Origin of the sequence: Planktothrix pseudagardhii (assembly GCF_904830925.1) — a bacterium.
GTDB lineage: Bacteria > Cyanobacteriota > Cyanobacteriia > Cyanobacteriales > Microcoleaceae > Planktothrix > Planktothrix tepida.
In genome coordinates this window covers 2,603,623-2,626,325 of record NZ_LR882967.1, presented here as the reverse complement: position 1 = coordinate 2,626,325, position 22,703 = coordinate 2,603,623, and the positions used below count along the sequence as shown (strand labels likewise).

At 39.5% G+C, this 22,703-nt stretch carries 22 protein-coding genes; 11 read left to right on the top strand and 11 right to left on the bottom strand.

Translation table 11 applies throughout. From position 1 onward, the window contains the following. Positions 1-21: 21 nt before the first annotated feature. Both NMK36_RS11095 and NMK36_RS11090 read right to left on the bottom strand, forming a co-directional pair. Positions 22-261 (bottom strand): hypothetical protein, encoded by a 240-nt coding sequence (locus tag NMK36_RS11095; RefSeq protein ID WP_072721882.1) that lies wholly within the window; start codon positions 259-261, stop codon positions 22-24. 179 nt (positions 262-440) lie between these two features. Continuing rightward, positions 441-1,865 (bottom strand): hypothetical protein, encoded by a 1,425-nt coding sequence (locus NMK36_RS11090; protein WP_254173722.1) that lies wholly within the window; start codon positions 1,863-1,865, stop codon positions 441-443. A gap of 428 nt (positions 1,866-2,293) precedes the next feature. Between NMK36_RS11090 and NMK36_RS11085 the strand changes: the two genes are divergently transcribed. Together NMK36_RS11085 and NMK36_RS11080 are read left to right on the top strand one after the other, a co-directional pair. Beyond that, positions 2,294-2,506 (top strand): hypothetical protein, encoded by a 213-nt coding sequence (locus NMK36_RS11085; protein ID WP_072721886.1) that lies wholly within the window; start codon positions 2,294-2,296, stop codon positions 2,504-2,506. Positions 2,507-2,656: 150 nt separating this feature from the next. Continuing rightward, positions 2,657-3,190: a photosystem I reaction center subunit XI gene (locus NMK36_RS11080; RefSeq protein WP_139295152.1), complete on the top strand. Its 534-nt coding sequence runs from the start codon at positions 2,657-2,659 to the stop codon at positions 3,188-3,190. Between the two features lie 170 nt (positions 3,191-3,360). Here the strand turns inward: NMK36_RS11080 and NMK36_RS11075 are convergent, their stop codons facing one another. The 3 genes from NMK36_RS11075 to NMK36_RS11065 all read right to left on the bottom strand — a co-directional run bounded on the left by NMK36_RS11075 (position 3,361) and on the right by NMK36_RS11065 (position 7,027). Continuing rightward, positions 3,361-3,492 (bottom strand): dihydrofolate reductase family protein, encoded by a 132-nt coding sequence (locus NMK36_RS11075; protein ID WP_245824363.1) that lies wholly within the window; start codon positions 3,490-3,492, stop codon positions 3,361-3,363. 787 nt (positions 3,493-4,279) lie between these two features. Further along, entirely contained in the window at positions 4,280-4,756 is a 477-nt protein-coding gene (locus NMK36_RS11070) for a hypothetical protein (protein ID WP_072721887.1), read from the bottom strand. Between the two features lie 126 nt (positions 4,757-4,882). Continuing rightward, a complete protein-coding gene (locus NMK36_RS11065) occupies positions 4,883-7,027 on the bottom strand; it encodes a peptidase domain-containing ABC transporter (protein ID WP_254173721.1) in 2,145 nt (714 codons plus the stop codon). 409 nt (positions 7,028-7,436) lie between these two features. On the opposite strand from NMK36_RS11065, the gene NMK36_RS11060 reads away from it, so the two are divergent. Continuing rightward, on the top strand, positions 7,437-7,628 hold the full coding sequence (locus NMK36_RS11060; protein WP_072721891.1) for a hypothetical protein: 192 nt from the start codon (positions 7,437-7,439) through the stop codon (positions 7,626-7,628). Between the two features lie 132 nt (positions 7,629-7,760). Next, a complete protein-coding gene (locus tag NMK36_RS11055; RefSeq protein ID WP_072721893.1) occupies positions 7,761-9,260 on the top strand; it encodes an HlyD family efflux transporter periplasmic adaptor subunit in 1,500 nt (499 codons plus the stop codon). A 16-nt stretch (positions 9,261-9,276) separates the two neighbouring features. On the opposite strand, the gene NMK36_RS11050 is transcribed toward NMK36_RS11055, so the two are convergent. Next, positions 9,277-9,834 carry an NUDIX hydrolase gene (locus tag NMK36_RS11050; protein ID WP_072722330.1) on the bottom strand — a complete coding sequence of 186 codons (558 nt, stop codon included), beginning with the start codon at positions 9,832-9,834 and terminating at the stop codon, positions 9,277-9,279. A 109-nt stretch (positions 9,835-9,943) separates the two neighbouring features. Here NMK36_RS11050 and NMK36_RS11045 point away from each other — a divergent pair, with 109 nt between their 5' ends. Both NMK36_RS11045 and NMK36_RS11040 read left to right on the top strand, forming a co-directional pair. Then, positions 9,944-11,407 carry an AMIN domain-containing protein gene (locus NMK36_RS11045; RefSeq protein WP_254173720.1) on the top strand — a complete coding sequence of 488 codons (1,464 nt, stop codon included), beginning with the start codon at positions 9,944-9,946 and terminating at the stop codon, positions 11,405-11,407. A 126-nt stretch (positions 11,408-11,533) separates the two neighbouring features. Further along, positions 11,534-11,704 carry a hypothetical protein gene (locus tag NMK36_RS11040; protein WP_254173719.1) on the top strand — a complete coding sequence of 57 codons (171 nt, stop codon included), beginning with the start codon at positions 11,534-11,536 and terminating at the stop codon, positions 11,702-11,704. A gap of 135 nt (positions 11,705-11,839) precedes the next feature. Here the strand turns inward: NMK36_RS11040 and NMK36_RS11035 are convergent, their stop codons facing one another. Further along, complete coding sequence (locus tag NMK36_RS11035; RefSeq protein ID WP_222425280.1) at positions 11,840-13,063, bottom strand: aliphatic sulfonate ABC transporter substrate-binding protein; 1,224 nt, start codon at positions 13,061-13,063, stop codon at positions 11,840-11,842. A gap of 450 nt (positions 13,064-13,513) precedes the next feature. Here NMK36_RS11035 and NMK36_RS11030 point away from each other — a divergent pair, with 450 nt between their 5' ends. Beyond that, on the top strand, positions 13,514-14,182 hold the full coding sequence (locus tag NMK36_RS11030; RefSeq protein ID WP_072721899.1) for a cadmium resistance transporter: 669 nt from the start codon (positions 13,514-13,516) through the stop codon (positions 14,180-14,182). 168 nt (positions 14,183-14,350) lie between these two features. Here NMK36_RS11030 and NMK36_RS11025 read toward each other — a convergent pair whose 3' ends face one another. The 4 genes from NMK36_RS11025 to NMK36_RS11010 all read right to left on the bottom strand — a co-directional run bounded on the left by NMK36_RS11025 (position 14,351) and on the right by NMK36_RS11010 (position 17,509). Beyond that, positions 14,351-14,869 carry a DUF3172 domain-containing protein gene (locus NMK36_RS11025; RefSeq protein WP_072721900.1) on the bottom strand — a complete coding sequence of 173 codons (519 nt, stop codon included), beginning with the start codon at positions 14,867-14,869 and terminating at the stop codon, positions 14,351-14,353. Between the two features lie 523 nt (positions 14,870-15,392). After that, entirely contained in the window at positions 15,393-15,812 is a 420-nt protein-coding gene (gene speD / locus NMK36_RS11020; protein ID WP_190522456.1) for an adenosylmethionine decarboxylase, read from the bottom strand. Positions 15,813-15,898: 86 nt separating this feature from the next. Next, the gene (locus tag NMK36_RS11015) at positions 15,899-16,954 is read right to left on the bottom strand and encodes a pentapeptide repeat-containing protein (RefSeq protein WP_254173718.1); all 1,056 of its coding nucleotides are present in this window, start codon (positions 16,952-16,954) and stop codon (positions 15,899-15,901) included. A 255-nt stretch (positions 16,955-17,209) separates the two neighbouring features. Continuing rightward, complete coding sequence (locus tag NMK36_RS11010; protein WP_190522394.1) at positions 17,210-17,509, bottom strand: hypothetical protein; 300 nt, start codon at positions 17,507-17,509, stop codon at positions 17,210-17,212. 303 nt (positions 17,510-17,812) lie between these two features. Here NMK36_RS11010 and NMK36_RS11005 point away from each other — a divergent pair, with 303 nt between their 5' ends. The 4 genes from NMK36_RS11005 (at position 17,813) to NMK36_RS10990 (ending at position 22,698) form a co-directional block, all read left to right on the top strand. Then, positions 17,813-18,868 (top strand): glycoside hydrolase family 10 protein, encoded by a 1,056-nt coding sequence (locus NMK36_RS11005; protein ID WP_254173717.1) that lies wholly within the window; start codon positions 17,813-17,815, stop codon positions 18,866-18,868. A 68-nt stretch (positions 18,869-18,936) separates the two neighbouring features. Beyond that, on the top strand, positions 18,937-20,433 hold the full coding sequence (locus NMK36_RS11000) for a glycosyltransferase (protein ID WP_254173716.1): 1,497 nt from the start codon (positions 18,937-18,939) through the stop codon (positions 20,431-20,433). Positions 20,434-20,838: 405 nt separating this feature from the next. Continuing rightward, a complete protein-coding gene (locus NMK36_RS10995) occupies positions 20,839-21,633 on the top strand; it encodes a calcium-binding protein (RefSeq protein WP_254173715.1) in 795 nt (264 codons plus the stop codon). Between the two features lie 114 nt (positions 21,634-21,747). Further along, positions 21,748-22,698 carry a HEAT repeat domain-containing protein gene (locus tag NMK36_RS10990; protein WP_072721911.1) on the top strand — a complete coding sequence of 317 codons (951 nt, stop codon included), beginning with the start codon at positions 21,748-21,750 and terminating at the stop codon, positions 22,696-22,698. Positions 22,699-22,703 lie beyond the last annotated feature (5 nt).

Below are 22,703 nucleotides of genomic sequence, written 5' to 3'. Positions count from 1 at the left end.
GATGGGGGCTTTTTGTAGCCCTTAATCTTCATCCCAATAAGTTTGGTTATAACCAAGTTTTGTTGCTGCATCACGTTCCGCTTGGGTTAATTCCTTCCAATATTTCTCATTAGAATTGGGAGCGTCAGAGTCTTCTTCCCAACTCGCTTCATTCCAACCTAAAGTGACCCACAACCCTTGCTCAACATCATTCATATCTGTCCAACTCAAGTCATCCCAAGTGTCACCTGGATTACCTTCAATGTTCCGAATCGTTGACATACATTACCTCACTAAGTTTTAAACACTTGCTGCCTACAGCTTGTCCTCAATTCTACAAGCACCTGACACAGAAATTTTGACTTTTTCCCTAAAGGAATTTTTCATCAATTGTGGCAACCATTCCCCGGCTTAACGGCGCTGTTCGCACAGTTGCGACTCAAACGCCATTAAGGATGGGATTAATTTAGATGACGATAGGCTTCAACCCAGGTCGTTTTGCTGGTCAATTTTCCGAATTTCTTAATATCATCATCGTTCATTTTTTCTCGAACAATTGATTTTAGTTGGTTAAGAGATAAATCATCCGGGTTGAGTGCTTCTAACCCAACTGATGACAACTCTTCAGTGTTTTGACTGTCCTCCTTCACCGTTGCTTGTTGACTGTCTGAGATGTCCTGACTGTCCTCCTTCACCGTTACGGGTTGACTGTCTGAGATGTCCTGACTGTCCTCCTTCACCGTTACGGGTTGACTGTCTGGGATGTCCTGACTGTCCGGTGCAGTTAAAGTTTCGGTAGTATCAGAAACTTCAACATTTGTGACAGTTTCAATCGGTTCAGTATCCGGTGCCTTTTCAATTTCCCGTCGTTTAGCTTCCACTTCCCTTAAAGCTTCTGCCTTCATTTTTTTAGAGGCTTTAAAAAAGTTAGGGCGTTCCTCTGTGGGTTCGCTTAACAATTCCACAAATCCAAATACATCTCTGTCGGGTAGAAAACGAGCTTTTAACTCTACAAAATAAGTTTTACCTTGTTGTTCTTTTTCGAGTTTAGGATTGAATCGAAAGGGTTTTACGGGTGAATCTCTCCACAAAAGTGGCGCATGGGTAGCCTTCATGAATTTAACCTTCCGAGAGGCTTCTGCTTCTTTAATCCACGCTAATCTATCTTTAGTAAAGTTTCTAAAGACTGAGATACAAGGTGTTCTGCAAACGGGTATAAATTGCCATAACCCGCACAATCTAAACTCAAAATCTTTTAATTCTGAATTGAAGGGATGTTCTTTTTTTGTGGGAAGAGAGGAGATAAACCCTGATAATTGGAAGGCGATAATATAAGGTTTATCCCGACCGGGAAAGTGTAAAATTTTAGGGTACACGATTAATCTTTGAGTCGTGTTTCCTGTGGCTTCAATTTCTTTTTTCAGGGCTTCGTAAGCAAATCGGCGTCTACCGGGAATATAAAATAACCGATATTCCTTATCTCCTATCTTAATCGTAGACACATCCCCTAAATTAACTTCACCTTTGATAATACCAATGGCTTGGAAGAGGGACTCATTTTTAGGTTTAGGTTCTTTGGGTTCCTGGGGAGTTTCAAGTTCAGTTGAGGGTTGGGGTTCAACTTTAACCTTGGGTGCAATTATTTTCTTGGGTTTAACAGGTTCTGATTCTACTTGGACTTCATCTATTTTCTTGGGTTTGACGGCTTCTAATTTTACTGGTTGTACTTCATCAGTTTTTGATTCAACTTCCGGCTCGGTTTCTATTTCAGTCTCCGATTTCAACTTAGCCAACAATTGCTTATACATTTGCTGATACATTGCCTTTTGCTTGGGGTTGGTAGCCGTGGCAATTAATTTTTTGATTTTTTCTATTTGTTCGGTCATTTGCTATGCTTTGATCAACTGGTAACATTTGTATTATCTCCCAATCTCTCGACAAAGGGGGATATTTTTTTGAAAATATTTCTAACAAGAACTGAGAACCCCAGAGACAGAAAGGTTAAAAAATGACATAAAACTTTACATTCCCCAGGAACCTTTAATCCCGAAAAACCCCTATCCCTAGCTCATAAGCTATCAGGTAGCCCACTAGCGATCATTTTTTCCGAATTGATTATCCTGTCCTATCTAATTTGAAAGAGGTTTTCATCCCCTAAAATTTAACTTTAGGTAGACTGAACTTAAATATTATTTTGCTAAAAAGGATTTATTGAAATTTCCTTGACCGTTGACTGAAGAATCAGTTTACAGATGTTGCGTGTCAATTTCAATTTTTTATCTTTTTACCCTTCTCTCCCCAATGAGGTAGTGCAATGAAAACTTCCTTTGATATTCCTAAATTTTGTAAAAATCAACAGGTTTTTTTTATTGGAGGTTCGGGAATTATTAAAAATTATTTTTTGAGTTCAGGACGATGGGTTTACCTTGTAGAAATGGAATTAGGCCCTGTACCGGATATGGGAAGAATTGGGTTTGAAACCACAATTTTGCTCTCCCAAACCGATCTCGAACCCGCGCTCGGTTAATCCTGTCAAAACCTCAGTATAATGCTTTTTTTTTGGGACAACCTATAACTCAAGAGAGATTATTTTATATAGCTTCTGGAAGATGAATTAAGGGCTAAATTCCTCTAAATTGGGTTTAGGTAATCCTATAAAATTACGGAATCAAAGATTATGGTTCAAATCGTAGAAAATATTCAACGTTCTAATGATCGCCCAGGTGATCCCCGCAACCGTGAAGTGGTTCATGCACCTTATGATGATCCGCAAATTGGTAATTTAGCAACCCCGATTAATTCTTCTGCCTTTACCAAAGCATTTATTAATAATTTACCCGCTTATCGTAAAGGTTTATCACCCCAACGTCGGGGGTTAGAAGTGGGTTTAGCTCATGGTTATTGGTTATTAGGCCCCTTTGTAACTTTTAATCCTTTACGAGATACAGCAGTAGGTTTAATGGCGGGATTATTTGCAACAATTAGTACCATTTTAATCTCCACTTTTGCGATTTCTTTATATGCAGCCAGTGATCCCCCGGAACCCCTAGCAACGGTTACTGCACCGAACCCTCCCGAAGCGTTAAAAACATCAGAAGGATGGCATGAATATGCAGGGGGATTTTTAGTTGGGGGTGTCGGTGGGGCGTTAGTTGCTTATGCAATTTTAGCAAATTTGGATGTGTTTAGAACCATTTTTAATATTTTATAAACCCGTAACGGGAGTAGAGCAAATATTGGAGTAAAATCAAATAGCGATCGCTCCCGATTTTTTTTACAGCATGGGTTAATTTGGAGTTGGTGCGTGCACTATGCTTACGCACCCTACATATAGGATACAAACTGATAGAACATCCAAAAGAATACAACAAAAAGTCATATTTAGCTATATTTTTGATCATAAAATTCCGTATAACCATAATCTGCATCGGTGAATAACCAATCGATTTCGCCTGATGTTCTCGCAATGTATCCATCTAAACTTGACGAGATAAACAACCGTATTTTTCTCATAATTTAGGAAACAGCAAACTGAGCATTTTGAGGTTTGATTCTATACTCTACAATAAAGGAAAACCTGACCTCGGCTCAGATTTTTATCATCCTTCTTAGGAAAGATTAAGGATTTTTCCCAGTTATTCCTATAGCCAGATGAAAATAAAGCTTATGTTCTGTCATCTTATATACAGATGACTATCGCTGACTCAAAGTCCCCTATCTTCGGATGGGGGATTTCAATTTTTATCTTTAATTTTACCTTGAATACCAGATTCTATCTTTGTGAGGATACTATTCTTTTTAAGCTAAATCTAAATGATGAGAACGACTTATTTCATAAGCTAGATGATCATACTGAGATTAAACGTTAAATTAAGAGTATAAGGTAAGTACCGGATGGAAGTTATGCCGCTGTGTTCCATTGTTGCAAACCCAAGGAGAGCGAACTGTCAGGGATGCGAACGGTACAATTATAGGTCAGCTTAAACGGTGTGGAGTTTTTATCGCTTCCTCCACTTTATTACGGTCAAGGGAAGGCTAAACCCTTCATCAGAGCGGTCTGAGAGCGTAAACGTTAGGTTGATTTTAAAACACAATTATACAGAAACAAAACCTGTCTGAGTTGATCACAACTTAGGCGGGTTTATGAGTATATAATAGACTAAAATTGTTGTGGCGGTAGAGTGAATTATGAAGCGGGATGAATAATATTATAAAAATAGGATCTAATTTTTTATTGATAGATAGGGAGGACACTTGCACGACTTCACAATCATAGGTCAGTTTGAACGGCGTGAAGTTTTTATCGCTTACCATTAGCTGTTTTAGGAAGATTTGACCGCTCAAATTTAGATTGGAATGATTTAGACATTGACAAATATTTTTGATATCCAAATCTTAATCTATCTTCTATTTCATGAATTAGGTTAGATTTATCCACTTTAACGAGGAAATATCTACTCAAGGCGAAATCTAAAGTAATCCATAGGGAATAAATTAACTCTAAGTTATCATCTTCTAACTCACCGAGGTAATTTTCTATTCTTGATGTTAGCTTCTCTAATGCCCTTTCAGCATGAAATTTAATGATTAATATTTTACTTTTTTCGGACTTTTTTAGGCGATAATATTGACGTTTGGCTTCGGCAAATATTGTATTAAATATTTCTTGATTGTCAGATTTAGCCAAATTTCCCGGATGATTGGCAATCTCATTAATCGAAAGTATCAAATTTTCAATTGCAAAATATAGAGTGTATATTTTTGCTCTATTGTTCATTGCTTTTGCTGATTAATTATTACCATTCCAATCTGAGCATAAACCATAACTTTCCAAGGGTAATCCCCATTACGATAGACTTTACTCTGTAATCTAGGATCATCCTCAATAAAGGATATCTGTCGATTAAGGAGTTAAAAATCCTAAATGTTCCCCAGATTTAGAGCGTAAATCCTTTAAGTACCCTTGCATTTTGAGTTTCCCATTTTCTATTAAAATAATCCAATCTGCACGCTCAATAATTCGAGGACGATGACTAATTATAATCGTTGTTTTCCCTTGTCGAACTGCTAACAGTTTATCTAAAATTTCAACTTCGCTTACGGGATCAAGGGAGCCAGTGGATTCGTCTAATATTAAGATGGGAGGATCATTAACAATGGCTCTAGCCAAGGCTAATCTCTGCCGTTGTCCCCCAGAAATATTTGCTCCAAATTCACCTAAAATTGTTTGATATTTATCAGGAATTTGGTTAATAAATTCTGAAGCTCCTGTAATTTGGCAAGCTCTAACAATCTGTTCAAAGGTTGCTTGAGGAGCCGCTAACCGGAAATTATCTAAAATTGAACGACTCCAAAAATGAGCTTCTTGGGGAACTAAAACAATTTGTTGTCTGAGACTGTCTAAGGATAAATCTTGCAGGTTATAAAAATCAATTTGGATATTACCTGATTGAGGTTGATATAACCCAGCAATTAGTTTAGCTAAGGTACTTTTACCACAGCCTGATTTACCAATTAAAGCAATAACTTGACCCCCTGGAATCTTAACAGAAAAGTTTTCTAATAAATTAATTCTACCGACATGATAAAAGTTTAGATCTCTACAGAGAATCTCAGCATCAGGGGGAATTTTAACAAATTGTTTTTTAAAATCTAAGAGGTTCTCTGGGGTACTATCAATGACTTCTGTTAACCGTTGGGTTGCCGTTTTTGCCCGATAAAACTCATCTACAAAACCAATTCCTGTAGCAATAAAGGTGAGAAAATTGCCATTCATACTATTAAAGGCTAATAATTGACCGATTGTTAATTCTTTACTGATGACTAAACGACTTCCTAACCAAAGCAAAATAACGCTCCCTAAACTTAAAATTAATCCTGAAAATGTAGTATTAATAATGCTAATTTGCATTAACCGAAACATTTGATGGGCTAACCGTCCAAAGCGGCTTTGAAATTCCTCCCAAAATTGCGGGGCTGCGGTTGTTGCTTTCAGGGTTAATGCGCCTTTAAAGGTTTCTACTAAAACTCCTTGATTTTCCGCTTCTAAAACTAAAACACTACGAGTTTTTTGCTGTAAATAAGGCAGAAAAACAAGAACAGATAAAGTCATAATTAAGGCGAATATCCCGGCACTTAATGTAAGTTTTGTGCTATAAAATAGCATAAACCCTAGGGAAACAGCCGCAATTACAAATTGACTGGGAAGATTAACAGCAATTTGAGATACTAACTGATTAATTTCTTGAATATCACGCAAACGGCTAATAACTTCACCGCTTCGATGGGATTCATAATAAGGTAAGGGTAAACGTAATATAACTCGGCAAAAATCTAAAACTAATCCTAATTGTAGTCGTTGAGCAAAATGAGCAATTAAATTAGATTGGATGAGTCGTAAAATACTACTAATTAGGTTCATGATTGCGATCGCAATCACTAAGGTATTTAATAACTGTAAATCTCCCCGAACTAAGACTTCATCAGTTAACAGTTGAATAAAAAAAGGATAAGCCAGAGAAAGCACACCTAAAACTAAATTAATTAGAAATGCTTCCCCTAGAATCGTTCGATAAGTCCAAACAGGTTTCAAAAAACGCCCAAAGTGATTAACCGTCTCATCCGGTTGGGCAAAAAATCGGGCAGAGTCCGGTTCTAATAATAGCATTAAGCCATTACCCCAACTCTCTAAAAGGTCTTGACGAGATAAATAACGAATACCTAAAGCAGGGTCAGCAAGAATATATTTTCCGCCTTTTTTACCATACAAAACTACCCAATGGGAACCTCGCCAGTGAATAATTGCAGGTAAAGGAATTTGATTCAGTTGTTCTAAAAGCTCCTCTGAAGCTCTACCTCCTCTTGCATTAAAACCCAAGGCTTCAGACCCCCGTTTAAGACCGAGTAATGTTGTTCCCAGTTGTCCCGTCCCCACGGCTTCTCGAATCCGATTTAGGGTCAAATTTCGCCCATAATATTTAGTAATTGAAGCGAGACAAGCAGCGCCACAATCTTCTTGACTATGTTGTAAAACACAAGTTGTCTTCATAAGAGATAAGTCAAAAGGAGTAATTTAAAATTACTAATTGAATTGTAAAAATTGTTGAATCTGTTTCAGATATTATCATAATTAAAAATTGGATTTATGCCTCTTTCTGGAGATTGATTTCTTGTGTTTGCGTGGTAGTTGAATGCAATATAATTTTATTTCATATATCATCTATAAAAGGTTTTATATTATTTATTTTTTTGAGTTCGTTAAGATATTTTAGATGAGTTAATCTAGCTAAAGATATAAAATATGGATTGATTTTAAACAGTAGCTTTATTCCTGTTGAAAGATGATAAATCCTTAGATTAATGTTCCAATGAATGTCAAGAAACGCTAATAATGCTGATTGATAAATCTCAAGAAGCAAGGTGTTCCTATTAACACAAGTAACGGAAATCAAAACATCATGAACCAATCTAAAGCTTTATTTGTAGAACTCTCTGATTTAGAATTAGAAGCCGTCGCGGGTGGTCAAGACAACGATTTAGTTGATGTTGATATACAAAACGTTCTGAAAAATGTTAACTTGGCAGTGAATGCCGCTGTGCTGAATACTAAGCCCAGTCAGACTGTTAACTTCCCCATAACCCAAAAATAAATGAGTTTTAACTGATTACTAGCACACCTCAAATTCTCTGGATTAATCTGAGGTGTGCTTCAAAAAAGGGTTTTTATTCCTTTATGATTTAATTTGTCGTTCTGGCTTTTTATTTATTCATTTTTGCTCTTTATGTTCGGTACATCATCCTCAGAATTTCTCCGTCCAGTTCGCAGTGATGAGTTTCTACCTCCCATTAGTTTATGGACAACATTAGGAGGTTTAGGAATTGTAGGAACGGTGATTTTAGCTTTTATTCTTGCGGCTGTAACTCGATACAAAATTACGATTAAAGCTCCTGCGACTGTACGACCTTCTGGAGAACTGAGTATTGTTCAAGTTGCCAAAGAAGGAACCATTCAAAGCATTAAAGTGAAGCAAAATCAGGTGATTCATCAAGGAGATGCGATCGCTTATATTGATGATTCTAAATTACAAACTCAAAAAAAGCAATTCCAAGATAATATTCAACAGAATCAAGAACAAATTGCTCAAATTAATGCTCAAATTACCGCTTTAAATTCTCAAACTGCTTTTGAACAACAACAAGCTAACCGCACGGTTTCCTTAACAGAATCTGAACTGAATTATACCCAACGGGACTATCAAAATCTACAAGCCACAACCCTGTCTGAAGTCAATGAAGCTGAAGCTAATTTCAAACAATCTCAGGAGGAGTGGCAAAAAGCACAAGCCGATTTAAAATCAGCCGAAGCTAATTTAATGTCAATTCAAGCAGCTTTAAACGTTGCTAAAAATAGACAAGAACGCTATCAACCTTTAGCGGAAACCGGAGCTATTTCTCAAGATAAATTAGAAGAAGCTCAATTAGAAGTAGCCCGACAAGAACAAGCGTTAGAAGCTCAACACGCTGTTATTGAAGCCGAAAAGCAAGTTATCCAGAGCCAATACCAAGGAATTGCAGCAGCAAAGGCGAGATGGGATGGTGCAAAAGCCAAACTTAATCCTAGTCATGCAACGGTAAAAATGGCTGAGGAAAAAGTGGCTCAACAACGAGCAATGGGTCAAGCAAACCTTGAGCAATTTAATCAAGAAAAGGAAAGACTGATTCAGCAAAAAATTGGAATTCAAAATCAAATTAATCAAGATACTTTACAACTTCAACAGCTTGAAACTCAACTCAAAGATACTGTTGTTTCTGCTCCAGTGACCGGAACAATTTATCAACTCAATCTCCGCAATTCCGGTCAAGTGGTACGTCCTGGGGATATTATTGCCCAAATTGTTCCTAATAAAGCTTCTTTGGTGCTAAAAGCTTCTGTTCCTTCTCAAGAGCGAGATCATCTTAAAATAGGACAGGATGCTTATATTCGGATAGAGGGGTGTCCTTATCCCGATTTTGGGGTTCTCCCCGGCAAAATTCAATCAATTTCACCGGATGTTTCCCCAATTAATTCTACAACAGATAACGCCTCTTTAATCAATTCAATTCAGACGAATAATAGTGTTTATGAAGTTATCATTCAACCGGAAGATTTTAAACTAAATAACGGTGAGCAGCAATGTTTAATTCGTCCGGGGATGACAGCCAGAACTGATATTATTGCCAATGAAGATACAATTTTGAGATTTTTCCTGAAAAAAGCTAGGTTAATCGTTGATTCAATTTAAAAGGTTTTTAATGACCCTAGCTATTTTTCTGTAAATAACTTAAACCCAAACATACAGCAGCCACCGAACCCGCAACACAAATTTCTCCGGTTTGAATTTTTGGCAATACCGCTTCTATCGGAATCAAAACGACTTCAATTTCTTCTGTGATATCCAGGGAAGTTACGGATAACAATTTAACAGAATTGGCTAAAAATAAATGCACTGAGTTGGTATCTTTAACGGGATTATCATATAACGTTGCCAGTTTAACAATAGACTCTGCAATATAACCTGTTTCTTCCGTTAATTCTCTTAACGCCGCTGCTTCGGGAGTTTCCTTTTCGGGATTAAATGCGCCTGCGGGTAATTCTAATAAAATTTGTTCAACGCCATGACGATATTGACGCACAAACACAATTTCCTGTTGTTCTGTAATGGGTAAAACTAAGGCAATATCCGGTCGAACATGAATAAAAAAATCATCAATAATGGTTCCATTTGGTAGCTCAACGCTATCGCGTCGAATTCTGCACCAAGGATGATTAAAAACAAAATAGGAGCTTAATCGTTTCCATTTCTGAATCAGTTTCATGGGGGTTTCAGTCATCTACAATTTTAGACCCATAGCACGTCTATACTTGCATTTTGCCCTTAAACGTGCTAATAAAACTTGCATAAACTAGAGTTTTCATGCAACAACCATGCAAGCGCAAAACTTCAAGCAACAATTTAAGCAAACTGTACAAACGTTAGTCGCCTCCGATGTACCCGCGTTGTATGGGAGTCTGCTGTTGAGAACTTCTAGTCTTGTCGCTGCTGTGGCTATTACAACGGCTTACCCCTTAGCGGTACAGGCGGCTGTTTTAGGAGATTGGAAAATTGATCCCAATACTGGAACTGTCGAGGTTGAACTACCATCGGGGAGTAAACCGCAATTATCCGTTTATAATCTTCCCCCTCGTCTAGTCCTTGACCTACCGAATACAGAAGTTAAAGTTAAGATTACAGAAAGCTATGAAACTGGCGTTGTGCGTCAAGTTAGTTTAATGCAGACAAAACCGAAACAAGCTCAATTAGTCGTTGAGTTTGTACCCGGTATCAGTGTTGATGCGGAAGCGTTAGATTTACGACAAATTGGCATTGATAATCTTTGGGTATTGCGTCCGACGCTGCAAACCTTACCTTCAGAAGAACCCCCCACTCCCACAAATGTTGCGACGACTCAACCCCAAACAACTTCAACTCCGACACAGGTAGCACCCTCGACAACTCCTCGAACCTCTGCAACGGTTAAACCGCCAGAACCCCCTAAACCGCCTCAATATTCTGTCCGTCAATACGACCCTAGACAGACGGCTTTACCTAACCCTCAACCGACGAGAGACTCCCGCTTAGAGATTGTGCAGGTTCCCGTTAACCAGCCGACTCAAGTGCAGGTGCTTCCGACGATGACACCCCCTCCGCCACCTTCTCAGACCGTGGTGTTTGTCCCTCAAACACCGGGTTATCCTCCTCCGGTTCCCGTTTCTGAAACAGTAGTCGTTGTTGCACCCAATGCTCAATTCAATAGAACAGGATCTCTCCCCCAAGCGGTTCCCTTTGGTCAACCGTTACCTCCCTCGATACCGCCAGGGACACCGCAATCCTATTTTAATCCTAGCCCGTCGGCAATTTTGCTCCCCACGGGAACCACCTTAACGTTACTCTATCCCACGAAAGATCAAGTCCGTCTAACTCGTCGTTCAGAACGTCAGGATGTGTTGTTATTGCAAGGGGGAATTGTTGATAGTTTGGGCAATTATATTGTTCCACCGGATACGCCAATTGTAGGAGAATTTGAAACCACCACAAAAGGCAGTCGATTTATTGCTCAAGCCATTAATTTAGACGGTCGCAGCATCCCAATTCAAGGTCAATCTAACTGGATTCCAGGGTCTTTAGAAGTCAGTCCTGAACGAGTGGGAATTGGGACGGGTGCGGGAAGTTTAGCGGGATTTCTAGTCAGTGGATTTACGGGAATTGGAGCCTTAGTCGGTGCAATTGCAGGTGCAGGAATTGGTCTGGGAACATCCCCCTCACCCACTACCTTACAACCGGGTCAAATGATTTCAATTCAGTTAACCCAAGATCTCACAACTCCCAATTTCTTCTTAGTGAATCAATAGTTAGATTTCAAATTTGTGGTGGTATTTGTTCTGAAGATGATCTAAAAATTCAGGGTTGAATCTGTTTATACACAGGTTCAAAATTGAATTAGATATAATTGAATAAATACACAGGAAAAATCAACCATGAATTTACAAGAATTAAAAAATGCTGCTTATCAACTTTCCGTTCATGAACGGTTATTACTGGTAGAGCCTATTATTCATTCATTGTCTCAAGAATTGCGTCCTCGTCCTGATATTCCTGATGGAGTTTGGGAACGTTTGCGAGGAAGTTTAAAAACGGAGTTAAACTAATTAATATTATATCGCCATTATAGCAAATATTAATTCTTCGGAAAATAGCTATCATGTTTGAGAATTATGGCGGAAAAGTAGGCTATAATTTTCAAACATGAAACAGCCCTGGGGGGGTGAGTTTGAGGTGGTGGATTAATACGTCCAGTTTTGTTTAGTCTGCAAACTGTAGGTTCCATCTTTCACATTCACCCGCTCTGGAATTAGATCTAAATCTCTAAACAGATTAGCTTGATGCTGTAGGGCATTCAGCGATTGTTCGTCAATGGGGATAATGGCGCGTTCAGCACTATGTTTCTGCAACGTTTCTAGGATGGATGGATCGATTTCGTGCTGATCCACCAATCGTTGAGCGACTTCTAATTCCTGTTTTTTCGCCCAAGCTCCAGCTTCATTGACTTCTTCTAATATTACTTTTAGCAGATCAGGATAGTCGCGGACTAGCTCTGGAATTGCGTAGTAATAAGTTGGAACTTCTAAAGAGGCTTTGTCACCAAAGATGCTCTCTAGGTCTGCAATCGAACGTCCTGGGTAAGAACTTCGGGTTTGAGTGGGTGTATAGGGAACCCAAACCACCCAAGCATCAACTTCCCCTTGTCGGAATAGGAGGAGCGCCTGTGGCTGCGTCAGATAAACGGGTTCAATGTCGCTAAAATGGAGTCCTACTTTTGCTAACGCTCGGATCAACACATAATGGGCACTGGAGCCTTTATCAAAGGCTATCTTCTTACCCTTGAGGTCAGCAAGGGTCTGAATGGGTGAATTTTCTGGGACTAGAATCGCTTGACCTTTAGGGGATGTATATTTTTCTTTGGCTACCCGCACAAACACATGATCTGCGGCTTGGGAGAAGATACTGGCTGTACCACCCCCCCCACAGAAATCAATTGTCCCGTTACTCAGGGCTTCAATCAGGGAAGAAGCTGATAAAAAGCTTGTCCAGGTCACAATCAGCCCAAAGGGTCGTAAACGTGCTTCCAAGAAGCCTTGACTGCGGAGAACCTCAAAATTGGTCATCCCCTCTGGATACCCGATTTTAAGTTGTTTAAGTCGTCGCGCTTGTTGAGCTAAGGGTGTGTTACCCGCGTGAGCAGAACGGTTAGAAAACCAGCGATCCAAAAGGATACAGAAAATGATACCCCCCACAAATAGTCCCACGGTTTCCCCTAACCGAAGGGTTGAGTTTTTGGGGGAATTAACCGGATTGGCTGGACTCGCCTGACTGATTGGGGAGGAAAGTATATAGCCAGATTCAGGAGCAGCAATCAGATGAGGATTAAACCCTAGACTTAAAACCAAACTTGAGATAACACCAATACCAAATCGCAGAATAAACCGAGAGACAACCGATCTAGGCAAAATAATCCTCCGTGATCTTAAGATATTTTGATCCCTGAGTTTAGACAAAAGATCAAGCCAATAGCTAATCATAATAACCCCTTCGATAAATATATTTTATGGACATAGCCGGATGAATTGAAAATAGGAGATTAAAGTCAAAGTATCACTTTAGCAAATAGGACAAAATATGAATGGCTAGATTGATTTTGCTCCCCTGATCAAGCCACCCTGAAAGGGCAGAAAGCTTAAATCTTTATTATTTAACTTATTTCCATAAAAATAATTTATGATTGGAATAGATAGCCCATCGCATAATAGAATACAACCAAAATCTTAGACTTTTAATGGCTATTTCTATATTATTAGAACTTACGCAAATCTTCTAATTTCTGGATATTGGGGGCTTGATTGCTTAATTTAAGCGATCTAGGGTTTCGGTGAGCGCATAGGTGTTGATGAGGGATGCTGATGGATTGGTTAATGACCACAATTAAAATTGGCCTAGCTGTTGCTGTAGCAACAACATTTGATGACAATATTTATTTGACGGGTTTCTTCAGTGAGGTTAATCGAACGTTTCGTCCTAAACATATTGTGGTTGGTGAGCTTATCGGATTTACCGTATTGGTAAGCGCTAGTTTGATTGGTTTTTTCCTGGGGTTGGTAATTGACTCAGCTTGGATCGGCTTACTGGGAATTTTACCGATCCTTATTGGTCTTAATAATTTACTCAACCTGAATAAGGATGATTCAACGGAAGATAAATCAACGAATCTGAAAATAAACGCTAGATATCGAGGATTTGATTCTCGAAAGCGATCGCTATGGGACGTAATCCGAGATCGGCAAACCTATAGTGTTTCCGCAGTTACCATTTCCAACGGGGGTAACAATTTAGGGATCTATATCCCCTTATTTGCGAGTAGCAGCATCCAAAGTCTTGCTGTGATTATACCTGTTTGCTATTTCATTGTTTGTTGCTGGTTATTTATGTCCTATAATCTGACTCGTCAACCGGGTATTGCGGTTGTACTAAGCCGTTATGCTAGTAAGATTTTTCCCTTTGTGCTGATGTGGCTGGGTTTCAGGATTCTGTTAGATAGCGAATCCTATCGTCTTTTTCTCCCCAATATTTGACCCATAAACATGATTAACGTTTTATTGTAAAAGTACCATTCCTGAAGCTAGACAATATAAAGCAAAAACGCACCTGTATCTGCCAAAAGGCTCCACAAGCGCGTCGCTAAAAAACATGGATTTAATCTTAAAATCTGTTAGAAAACCAAAACCGGAAACCCAACAGTGCTAAAATCGTTCTGTTTCTGGTCGGCTAGGTGCGGGAACAGCCCCAGGTTGGTTAATAAACAGGTTAGCTGCACTATCATTTTGATAAATACAGTTAATCGTGGGATTACTTTCTAAATCTCCCGTAAATCCAAAGGTATTCATCCGTTGTTTACAATCTCGCTCTTGCTGATTATTCAGGAGATTCCGTTGTTTTAAAATTGCCCAGTTACTCGTGCGGAGAACACATCCCGGTTGTAGTTTCGGTTGCGTTACATAAACATTGAAGGGGTTGAGGGTGACAAAGACACGCAGATCCGTTACCATCGCACTTGCACCAAATTTAATACAGGTTTCGGTACTCGGTGCATTGCGGTCAATAAATTGACTGGAGGCGACGTTTTCTGGGGTTAAGGTGGTTGTGGAACTAATTGCAATCCCAATCCCAATTCCCAGAATCAGTACCCCGCCAATCACTGCTAAAGCTGTGTAATTAAAGAGTGAAGGTTTAGCAGGTGCCATTTTGGTTCTACGTCTCATATTAACTCAACAGGGTTGAAACACTCAAACTAGAGTAGAGTATATATTAGGGGTCGAGGGAGGCTTTGCAACCTCCGACTCCCATTCAGAACCGTGAAGAGCGACTTTCACCGCACACGGCTTAAGAGTCTATTTGACAGGAACGTCTCGCACAGCTTCTTCATGTTAACATAATTCAATATCTCTAGGGGCATAACTTCCCCTGCATCGTGTTTCCTCTGTTGTCTGAAGACACGCTTGTTTCCACACTCCCATCTATTTTTTTATGAATGTTGAATTAAACAAACATTGGCGGAAGGAAAACCCTCCGCCAATATCGAGTTTGAAGTTGTGAATGTTGATGCAACTTTCAAAGAATGAGTCACTTCACTGTGTGACTGTAACGAAGGTTTAAGACAGGAAATGTTACTTCTGTGTTAAGTTTAAGGATTCTTCAACTCAATTTTGAGGAGATGCCAAAACTAACGAAAGGACGAAGAACAAAACCTATCTTGATTTCATTCCGATGACCGATGGACGGGTTTTAACCGCGAGTTCCAGTCTCAACTAAAGTTGCTAAGGATTCTTCACTAATTGAATCTGGAATTTCAGTGTCTTCGGGTTCATAACCGCGTTTAAATTCCCGGAATCTTACCTGTTTGGCTTGAAGCGCGGTTTCTAGAAATTTAATGGCTCGCTGAGGATTTCCTTTTCCACAAAAGAACAAGTCAGCAGCGAAATATCCCAGTTCTGGCCAAGTGTGTATAGCAATGTGAGATTCAGCTAAGGTTGCTGTTGCAGTTACTCCGTGAGGACTAAACTGGTGTACACATAAGTCGATGAGGGTAGCCCCTCCAGCAGAAATTGCATCAAGTATCGCGCGACGGATGCGTTCAGGATCGTTCAGAAGTTCTGCGGGACACTGCCAAGCGTCAACGACCAGATGAGTTCCCAATTGTTTCATTCTGTGTGGTTTTACCTCCACCCTATAGTGTCTCAGACTTGACTATCATATCATACATTTTGAGAATTTGTGCAAAAATTTAATCCTTAAGAATAGGTGGCTCCATTGGGAAGAATCGCTCCTTCCAAGGTCGCTTCGTTTAGATTACCAATACCCAGACTCGCGCCGATCAGGTTGGTTTCACAGAGGTTAGCCCCGGTTAAATTAGCTCCCTTGAGAGAGGTCAACAGGAGTCCAGCCCCGGTCAGGTTGGCATGACTGAGGTTAGCCCCCCGCAAGTCGGCTCCTAAGAGGGTCGCGCCTTCTAAGTTCGCGCCACTGAGATTTGCTCCGCGTAAATTGGCTTGAGTCAAGTCGGCGTGTCTCAAATCGGCGTTATGTAAGCTCAAACCGTTTAAATTTGTATTTTGGAGATTCGCATCCTGGAGATGGCTTCCATTGAGGTTGGCTCCGTTTAAGTTCGCGCCACTTAAATCAGCCCCTTGTAAGTTAACCCCCGTTAAATTAGCAACACCCAGATTAGCTTCTCGCAAACTGGCTTCGCTGAAATCTGCATTCACCAGATTAGCACCACTGAGGTTCGCTCGGTTAAGATGCGATCGCACAAATTTAGCTCCCGTTAAATTCGCACCACTGAGATCGACTTCACTTAAAATTGTTCGGGTTAAATTAGCCCCACTTAAATCAGCACCACTTAAAATAGCTCGGCTCAGGGTTGCCCCCACCAAAATCGCATCGGTTAGTTTACAACCGTTGAGCAGACAAGCTGAAATTAAACTGGCAGAGGTCAGATTAGCTCCCGTCAAATCACTATGAGATAAAATTGCCCCACTCAATAAGACACCACTTAAGTCAGCATGGCGTAAAATGGTATCGGTCAGACTGGCACCACTGAGATTAGCTTCAACTAAAACGGCCATTGAGAGGTTAACTTGACTCAAATCAGCGCCATTCAGGTTCGCTCCAATCAATCGAGCACGAGATAAATTAGCGCCTTGTAACGTAGCATTACTGAGGTTAATGCGATTGAGCTTAACGTCTTTTAGGCTTGCCGCTATGAGATTAGCAGCACTAAAATTCCTTTCTCCTGTGGCATATCGCGTTAACAACTTATGGGCATCGATAATTTCACTGGCCTTCATAAAAAATGAACGATTTAGTTTAATGTGTTAATAGTGGAAATTGACCATGAATCGCTTTCAACGCAGTTCATGGCAACGAAAAAAATGCAAAATAGACGTTGAAACCTTAGAAAAAAACAAAGGTTTTTGGTCAGTTAGGATGGAAGATTGAGCCCGAATGATCTTGAGTATAAATTCTTGATCGGAATTTAATTGTATCGGGCTTTGCTCCTCGGCTTTATCCAGGTGAACGGCTGATCATAGAGTGAGTTCAGCTTAACTCGTGTCACCTGCAATCCGAGTGTATTGTTCAATTAATCTCCAAACAATTGCTGAACAAAATTTCTGAAAATAATCCTGTGGCTGAAGTGGAACATTCCCCAAACTTTCAAAAACAACACAAGAGCGAAAATGTAGAGCAGTCGTAGCGACGGGTTGACCCGGATGTTTTAGGGATAAGCTAAAACTCGATAAATTGACGAAGCTTGAGTCTAATGTAGATTTCAGACGAGTATAACGGGCTAGATGTCTACCCCGAAAGAGATTCCTCCATCGCTGTTGATTTGGGATATTCATAAAAGCAGTTTGAATCCTCAAACCCTAACAACCCGTTCTTCCTAATCGCTGACAAGCTAGGCATAATTGCCGTCTTGACCTGTGCTAGGGGGTTCATCTGGGCTAGGATTTGGGAAAACTTATCTTTTCACCTCGATCCGTTAAAATTGCCTCTTAGTTAAACATAATAGCTGAAAACTTAACTAGGCAAGGTAGGTTTTTTCAATTCTGTTAGCTCTGAGGCAGGTTAAAAGTGCTGATTACTCAATCAGTATCCCGAAAAACCTGACTATTAAGATAAAGTGCGATTATGTAGGAGATTCTATGGAAGTTCGTGGTGTCTGGTTAACGAATACTGATAGTCGAGTCATGTTTTCTCGACAGACCATTGCAGAAGCGATGGAGTTTTTGGCGGAAACGGGCTTTAATGTTGTATTTCCGGTGGTTTGGAATAAGGGCGTGACGTTGTATCGCAGTCAAGTCATGGCTCAAGCCTTTGGTGTAGAAATCGATTTCTATGTTAAGGGACGTGACCCCCTGCAAGAGGTGATTGAGGAAGCTCATCGAGTGGGGTTAAAAGTCATTCCTTGGTTTGAATTTGGATTTGCTAGTTCTTATCAACAAAATGGCGGTAGAATTCTCGCTCAAAAACCGAGTTGGTCAGGTATTAATTCTACCGGAGGATTAGTTGTTAAAAATGGCTTTGAATGGATGAATGCTTTTGACCCAGAAGTGCAGGATTTCGTTCTTAGTTTGGTTTTAGAGGTTGTTAGAAAATACGATATTGATGGGATTCAAGGGGATGACCGGATGCCCGCAATGCCTTCGGAAGGAGGCTATGATGCAAAAACGGTTGCTCGTTATCGGGCAGAATTTAGCCGTCAACCACCCAGCTATTCTAAAGATCCGCAATGGGTACAATGGCGAGCCAATATTTTAACCGATTTTTTAGTTCGTTTACGTCGAGAAGTGAAAGCGATTAAACCGCATTTATTAATTTCAATGGCTCCGAGTATTTATAAATGGGGTTTAGATGAATATTTACAAGATTATATTGCCTGGATTGATCAAGATTTAGTCGATTGGATTCATCCTCAATTATATCGGCGCAATTTTTGGAGTTATAAAGGGTTAGTGGATCAATTGGTGGATGTTCAGTTTAGAGATTGGCAATTACCTAAACTTTCTCCAGGAATTTTAGCAAAAATTGGTTCCTATTGTATTACGACGGATGACTTATTAAAAGCCATTGATTACAATCGATTTAAAGGGGTAAAGGGAGAGATATTTTTCTTTTATGAAGCCCTCAGACAAGATAATAATGCCTTGGCGACGGCTTTGAGAACAGGCCCCTATAGGACTCCGGCGAAATTAAAATAAAAGGTGGTTGGGTGTGCGTAAGTGTGGCGCACCCAACTGTCAACAGTCAACCGTTATTCTAAAGCATTATGCAAGAAAATTTAGAGATAGCAAAAATTAAACTATCTGTTATTATTCCCTACTGGAAACAGAGGGATTTTTTATTGGATTTTATTACAGATTTAGAATACACGATGGAGGTGGATTATGAAATTATTATTTTAGGTGTAGGTAATGTCAATTTATTGAGTTTTGAGTTAGAAGATATTCTCAAGTATTTAGAATTGCAAGGTCATCATTTTTTGGGGTTTGAACCTTCCCAAACCGCAGAAACTATTTTTAACCAAGCAATTTCAAAAGCAAAAGGGGAGTATATTATTTGGACACAATATCCAGTGAGATTTTTCTCTGAAGGGTTACAGGAAGCGATTAAAATTTTAGATAGCCAGTTAGAAATTTGGGGAGTTTATAGTAATAATCAATGGAGTTTAGAGTATTTGAATCTAGGTGAAAAACCAGAAGTTCAAGGCATTTTTAGAAAATCAATTTGGGAAACAGAGATTATTTTAGAAGAAAATTCAATAAAACCGTTTAATTGGAAATTTCAATTTAAAAATAATCAAAACGATGACAAATTTTATCATTTGAATCAAAAAATATATGAACTTAAAATAAATGATTATTTGAAACCAGAAAACCAAAGGTTAAAAGTTCAAGAATCATCTTTAGTGAGTGTTTGTATTCCCACTTATAATGGAGAACAATTTATTGCTGAAGCGATTTCTAGTGTTTTATCTCAAACCTATTCTGCAATTGAATTAATTATTTCTGATGATAATTCCTTAGATCAGACTGTGGCGATCGCTCAATCGTTTCAAGAACAAACCACTATTCGTCTTTCTATTTTAACCCATAACCCTCTCGGACTTGCACAAAATAGTAATTTTTGTATTGAACACTCTCAAGGGAAATATATTAAATTTCTCTATCAAGATGATATTTTACTTCCGAATTGTATTGAAAAAATGGTAACTTTAGCAGAAACTGACCCGGATATTGGGTTAGTATTTTCACCCAGAAAAATGTTTTTTCTAAATCAAGATAATATTGATTTAGATCTAATAACCGTATATCAAGATTTTGCTAATTTACATCAAAGTTGGTCAAAGTTAAATCCGATTCAATGGGGAATAGAACTCCTCAACGATCCTAATTTATGGGAACATCCTATTAATAAAATTGGGGAACCCAGTACCGTGTTATTGCGGAAATCAATCTTTGAAATCATCACAGGTTTTGACCCGCAATTAAATCAGTTAGTTGATTTAGATTTATGGTGGAGAATCTTAGGACAGTTTAAAGTCGGCTTTGTGGAAGAAACCTTATCTTATTTTCGTCTCCATATTCACCAAAAAACCTATGAGAATATGCAACAATATCAAGCAATGGATCTCAACTTTTATCATAAAATTTACTCTCATCCTGATTATGATTTTTTTCCACCAAGTTATCGTGAGCAAGCCTTCTTGATCTATGATTTCATTTTAAATAATAGGACTCATTCTGTAAAAAATTATAAAGATTGATAAACCTTTCAACTCAATGGCGGAACAATTGCTAGAATTGCACTATCTGGGTATTCAAGTCAACCCTAAACCCCATAAAAATAGAAAAAGTTGACCGATTTAATATCACCCTCTGTAATCATTTTGCCTCTTCCTCAGGGTAGAGAGGGATCAGCAATAACCCTCTCTATCTCCTGAATTACTATTAGAAGTTAAGCCCCAAAAAGTCGATATAACCATTGTTCTAGGAGTTGTAATTCTTGAAAACGTCTATGAAACAACCAGAAATCTTGTCTTTATTCCCTTTTTTGATAAAAATTTAACACACATCAAATAGGATAACTAGAGAATCTGGCTAATAATTTTTGACTGTGTTAAAATCACCGGAGATCACTCAACAATTCAAGGTTTAGGACTGTTTTAACTATGGCTAATTTTCTGACCCCCAGCACTGTTCCCGGCTTATTTGCACTATTAGGAACCCCTCAAGATGATAATATTGTCTTATCTTCGGGCCAAGTTTCAGCCTATCGAGATGGCATCCTATTATTGGCAGGAAATGATAATTTACAAGGCGTTAATCTCAGCGATAATCTCTTAGTAAATGGGAATCAAGGAAATGATACTCTGGTTTCATCGAATGGATTTGATACCTTATTTGGAGGTCAAGATAATGATCGAATGTTTGCTGGGCCTAATAATGATTTAGTTTTCGGAAATTTAGGCAATGATACCCAAGAAGGGGGATTAAATGCTGATTCCCTTTACGGAGGTCAAGGCAATGATACCCTCTATGGTGACGAAAATAATGATCTCCTGTTTGGAGATGTTGGAAATGATATTGTAGACGGGGATGCAGGTGTTGATACCTTAACGGGAGGTTTAGGACTGGATACTTTGATTTTTGACCCTGGTGAAGCGAGTTTTCTGGTGCGAGATGTCGATGAAATTCGACAATTTGAAGCTGGAACTAGCGTGTTAAATGGAGATAAAATTGCAGTACCAATAGGAACAGCGATTGATCCTAATTCCTTACTTCGAGATCGCTTTGATTTGTTACCCCAAGACAATGATCTCAATGGCGATGGATTGAATGATATCATCGTAGAATTATTAGATGGGCGAATTTTGGGTGTTGTGATTAATGATGGGTTCTTACCTGCTCAATTATCTCTCGATTTGGATTTTGTTTTTAGTAACAATTTTGACTTTAATTTGTAGCAGGGAACAGGGAACAGGGAACAGAGAGGAAAGACTTGTTTAAGAGTTTGAAACCTGGTTGATGTCCTAACTTATACTTCGATTGCTATATAACCCAAAACCCAGGATTTTTTTATGGAAACCAATCCCAAATTTAATGGGTTTCGTTCCTCAAAATTAGCATTATTATGTTTATCAATAATGTTATTATTTGCCGGAAAAGCCCAAACTCAAGTCACAGCCACAACGGAAGTAATTGATCAATTGCAAAAATTGACCGATACCAACCGACAAAACCGTTTAGAGGCAATTAAAACCTTAAAAACCTTGGGTTCTCCGGCTATTCCGATTTTGGTTGAAGCTCTAACCGATGACCAGGAAAGTATTCGCCGGGGTGCCGCCTTTGCATTAGGGGCGATGGGTCGTGAGGGGGTCGATGCCATTCCGGCGTTGCTATCAGCCTTGAAAGATCCCGTATCTGCGGTTCGCATGGATGTTGCGGTCGCCCTGAAACAAATTGGTACAGCATCTCCAGAAAGCTTACAGCAAGAGGTTCACGAGTTAACGTTAGCATTAAAGGCTCCTGATACTGCCGTGCGTCAGGGGGCAGCCTTTGGGTTAGGAATTGTGGGTTCAGAGGCGACGGATGCCATTCCTCCGTTAATTCAGGCCTTAAAAGACTCCGATGAGGAAGTGCGACTGGCGGCGGCAATTGCGTTGAAGCGCATGGGGTCTGCGGCGGTTCCCGCGTTGAAAGACGCTTTGAATGATCAGGATATGGGGGTTCGAGCCAGGGCTGCGTTTGCTTTGGGGAATATTCAGGCGTCGGCAATTACCGGGGTGACAGCAGCCCTCCAAAATAGTGATCGTCAAATTCGTCAAACGGCGGCGCTGACGTTGGATGAACTGGCTTCTAACGAGTTGTTGGCTCAGGTGTCCAACAGACCGGGAGTGCGTCCCCAAGGAAATCGACCCCAAATGAACCGACCTCTGGGAAATCGACCTTTGGGAAATCGACCCCTTATGAACCGACCGGGGACTCGTCCTCGACCCCAAGGAAATCAAATCCGTCCCAGACGTTCTTAATTATT

Bases quoted from the DNA above. Each gene is read 5' to 3' on its own strand.
- NMK36_RS11085 (WP_072721886.1), top strand. From the start codon at position 2,294: ATGAAAACTTCCTTTGATATTCCTAAATTTTGTAAAAATCAACAGGTT.
- NMK36_RS11040 (WP_254173719.1), top strand. From the start codon at position 11,534: ATGAATTTACAAGAATTAAAAAATGCTGCTTATCAACTTTCCGTTCAT.
- NMK36_RS11075 (WP_245824363.1), bottom strand. From the start codon at position 3,492: ATGAGAAAAATACGGTTGTTTATCTCGTCAAGTTTAGATGGATACATT.
- NMK36_RS11010 (WP_190522394.1), bottom strand. From the start codon at position 17,509: ATGAATATCCCAAATCAACAGCGATGGAGGAATCTCTTTCGGGGTAGA.
- NMK36_RS10990 (WP_072721911.1), top strand. From the start codon at position 21,748: ATGGAAACCAATCCCAAATTTAATGGGTTTCGTTCCTCAAAATTAGCA.
- NMK36_RS11015 (WP_254173718.1), bottom strand. From the start codon at position 16,954: ATGAAGGCCAGTGAAATTATCGATGCCCATAAGTTGTTAACGCGATAT.
- NMK36_RS11065 (WP_254173721.1), bottom strand. From the start codon at position 7,027: ATGAAGACAACTTGTGTTTTACAACATAGTCAAGAAGATTGTGGCGCT.
- speD (WP_190522456.1), bottom strand. From the start codon at position 15,812: ATGAAACAATTGGGAACTCATCTGGTCGTTGACGCTTGGCAGTGTCCC.
- NMK36_RS11090 (WP_254173722.1), bottom strand. From the start codon at position 1,865: ATGACCGAACAAATAGAAAAAATCAAAAAATTAATTGCCACGGCTACC.
- NMK36_RS11005 (WP_254173717.1), top strand. From the start codon at position 17,813: ATGGAAGTTCGTGGTGTCTGGTTAACGAATACTGATAGTCGAGTCATG.
- NMK36_RS11030 (WP_072721899.1), top strand. From the start codon at position 13,514: ATGGATTGGTTAATGACCACAATTAAAATTGGCCTAGCTGTTGCTGTA.
- NMK36_RS11070 (WP_072721887.1), bottom strand. From the start codon at position 4,756: ATGAACAATAGAGCAAAAATATACACTCTATATTTTGCAATTGAAAAT.
- NMK36_RS11055 (WP_072721893.1), top strand. From the start codon at position 7,761: ATGTTCGGTACATCATCCTCAGAATTTCTCCGTCCAGTTCGCAGTGAT.
- NMK36_RS11060 (WP_072721891.1), top strand. From the start codon at position 7,437: ATGAACCAATCTAAAGCTTTATTTGTAGAACTCTCTGATTTAGAATTA.
- NMK36_RS11000 (WP_254173716.1), top strand. From the start codon at position 18,937: ATGCAAGAAAATTTAGAGATAGCAAAAATTAAACTATCTGTTATTATT.
- NMK36_RS10995 (WP_254173715.1), top strand. From the start codon at position 20,839: ATGGCTAATTTTCTGACCCCCAGCACTGTTCCCGGCTTATTTGCACTA.
- NMK36_RS11045 (WP_254173720.1), top strand. From the start codon at position 9,944: ATGCAAGCGCAAAACTTCAAGCAACAATTTAAGCAAACTGTACAAACG.
- NMK36_RS11095 (WP_072721882.1), bottom strand. From the start codon at position 261: ATGTCAACGATTCGGAACATTGAAGGTAATCCAGGTGACACTTGGGAT.
- NMK36_RS11050 (WP_072722330.1), bottom strand. From the start codon at position 9,834: ATGAAACTGATTCAGAAATGGAAACGATTAAGCTCCTATTTTGTTTTT.
- NMK36_RS11025 (WP_072721900.1), bottom strand. From the start codon at position 14,869: ATGAGACGTAGAACCAAAATGGCACCTGCTAAACCTTCACTCTTTAAT.
- NMK36_RS11080 (WP_139295152.1), top strand. From the start codon at position 2,657: ATGGTTCAAATCGTAGAAAATATTCAACGTTCTAATGATCGCCCAGGT.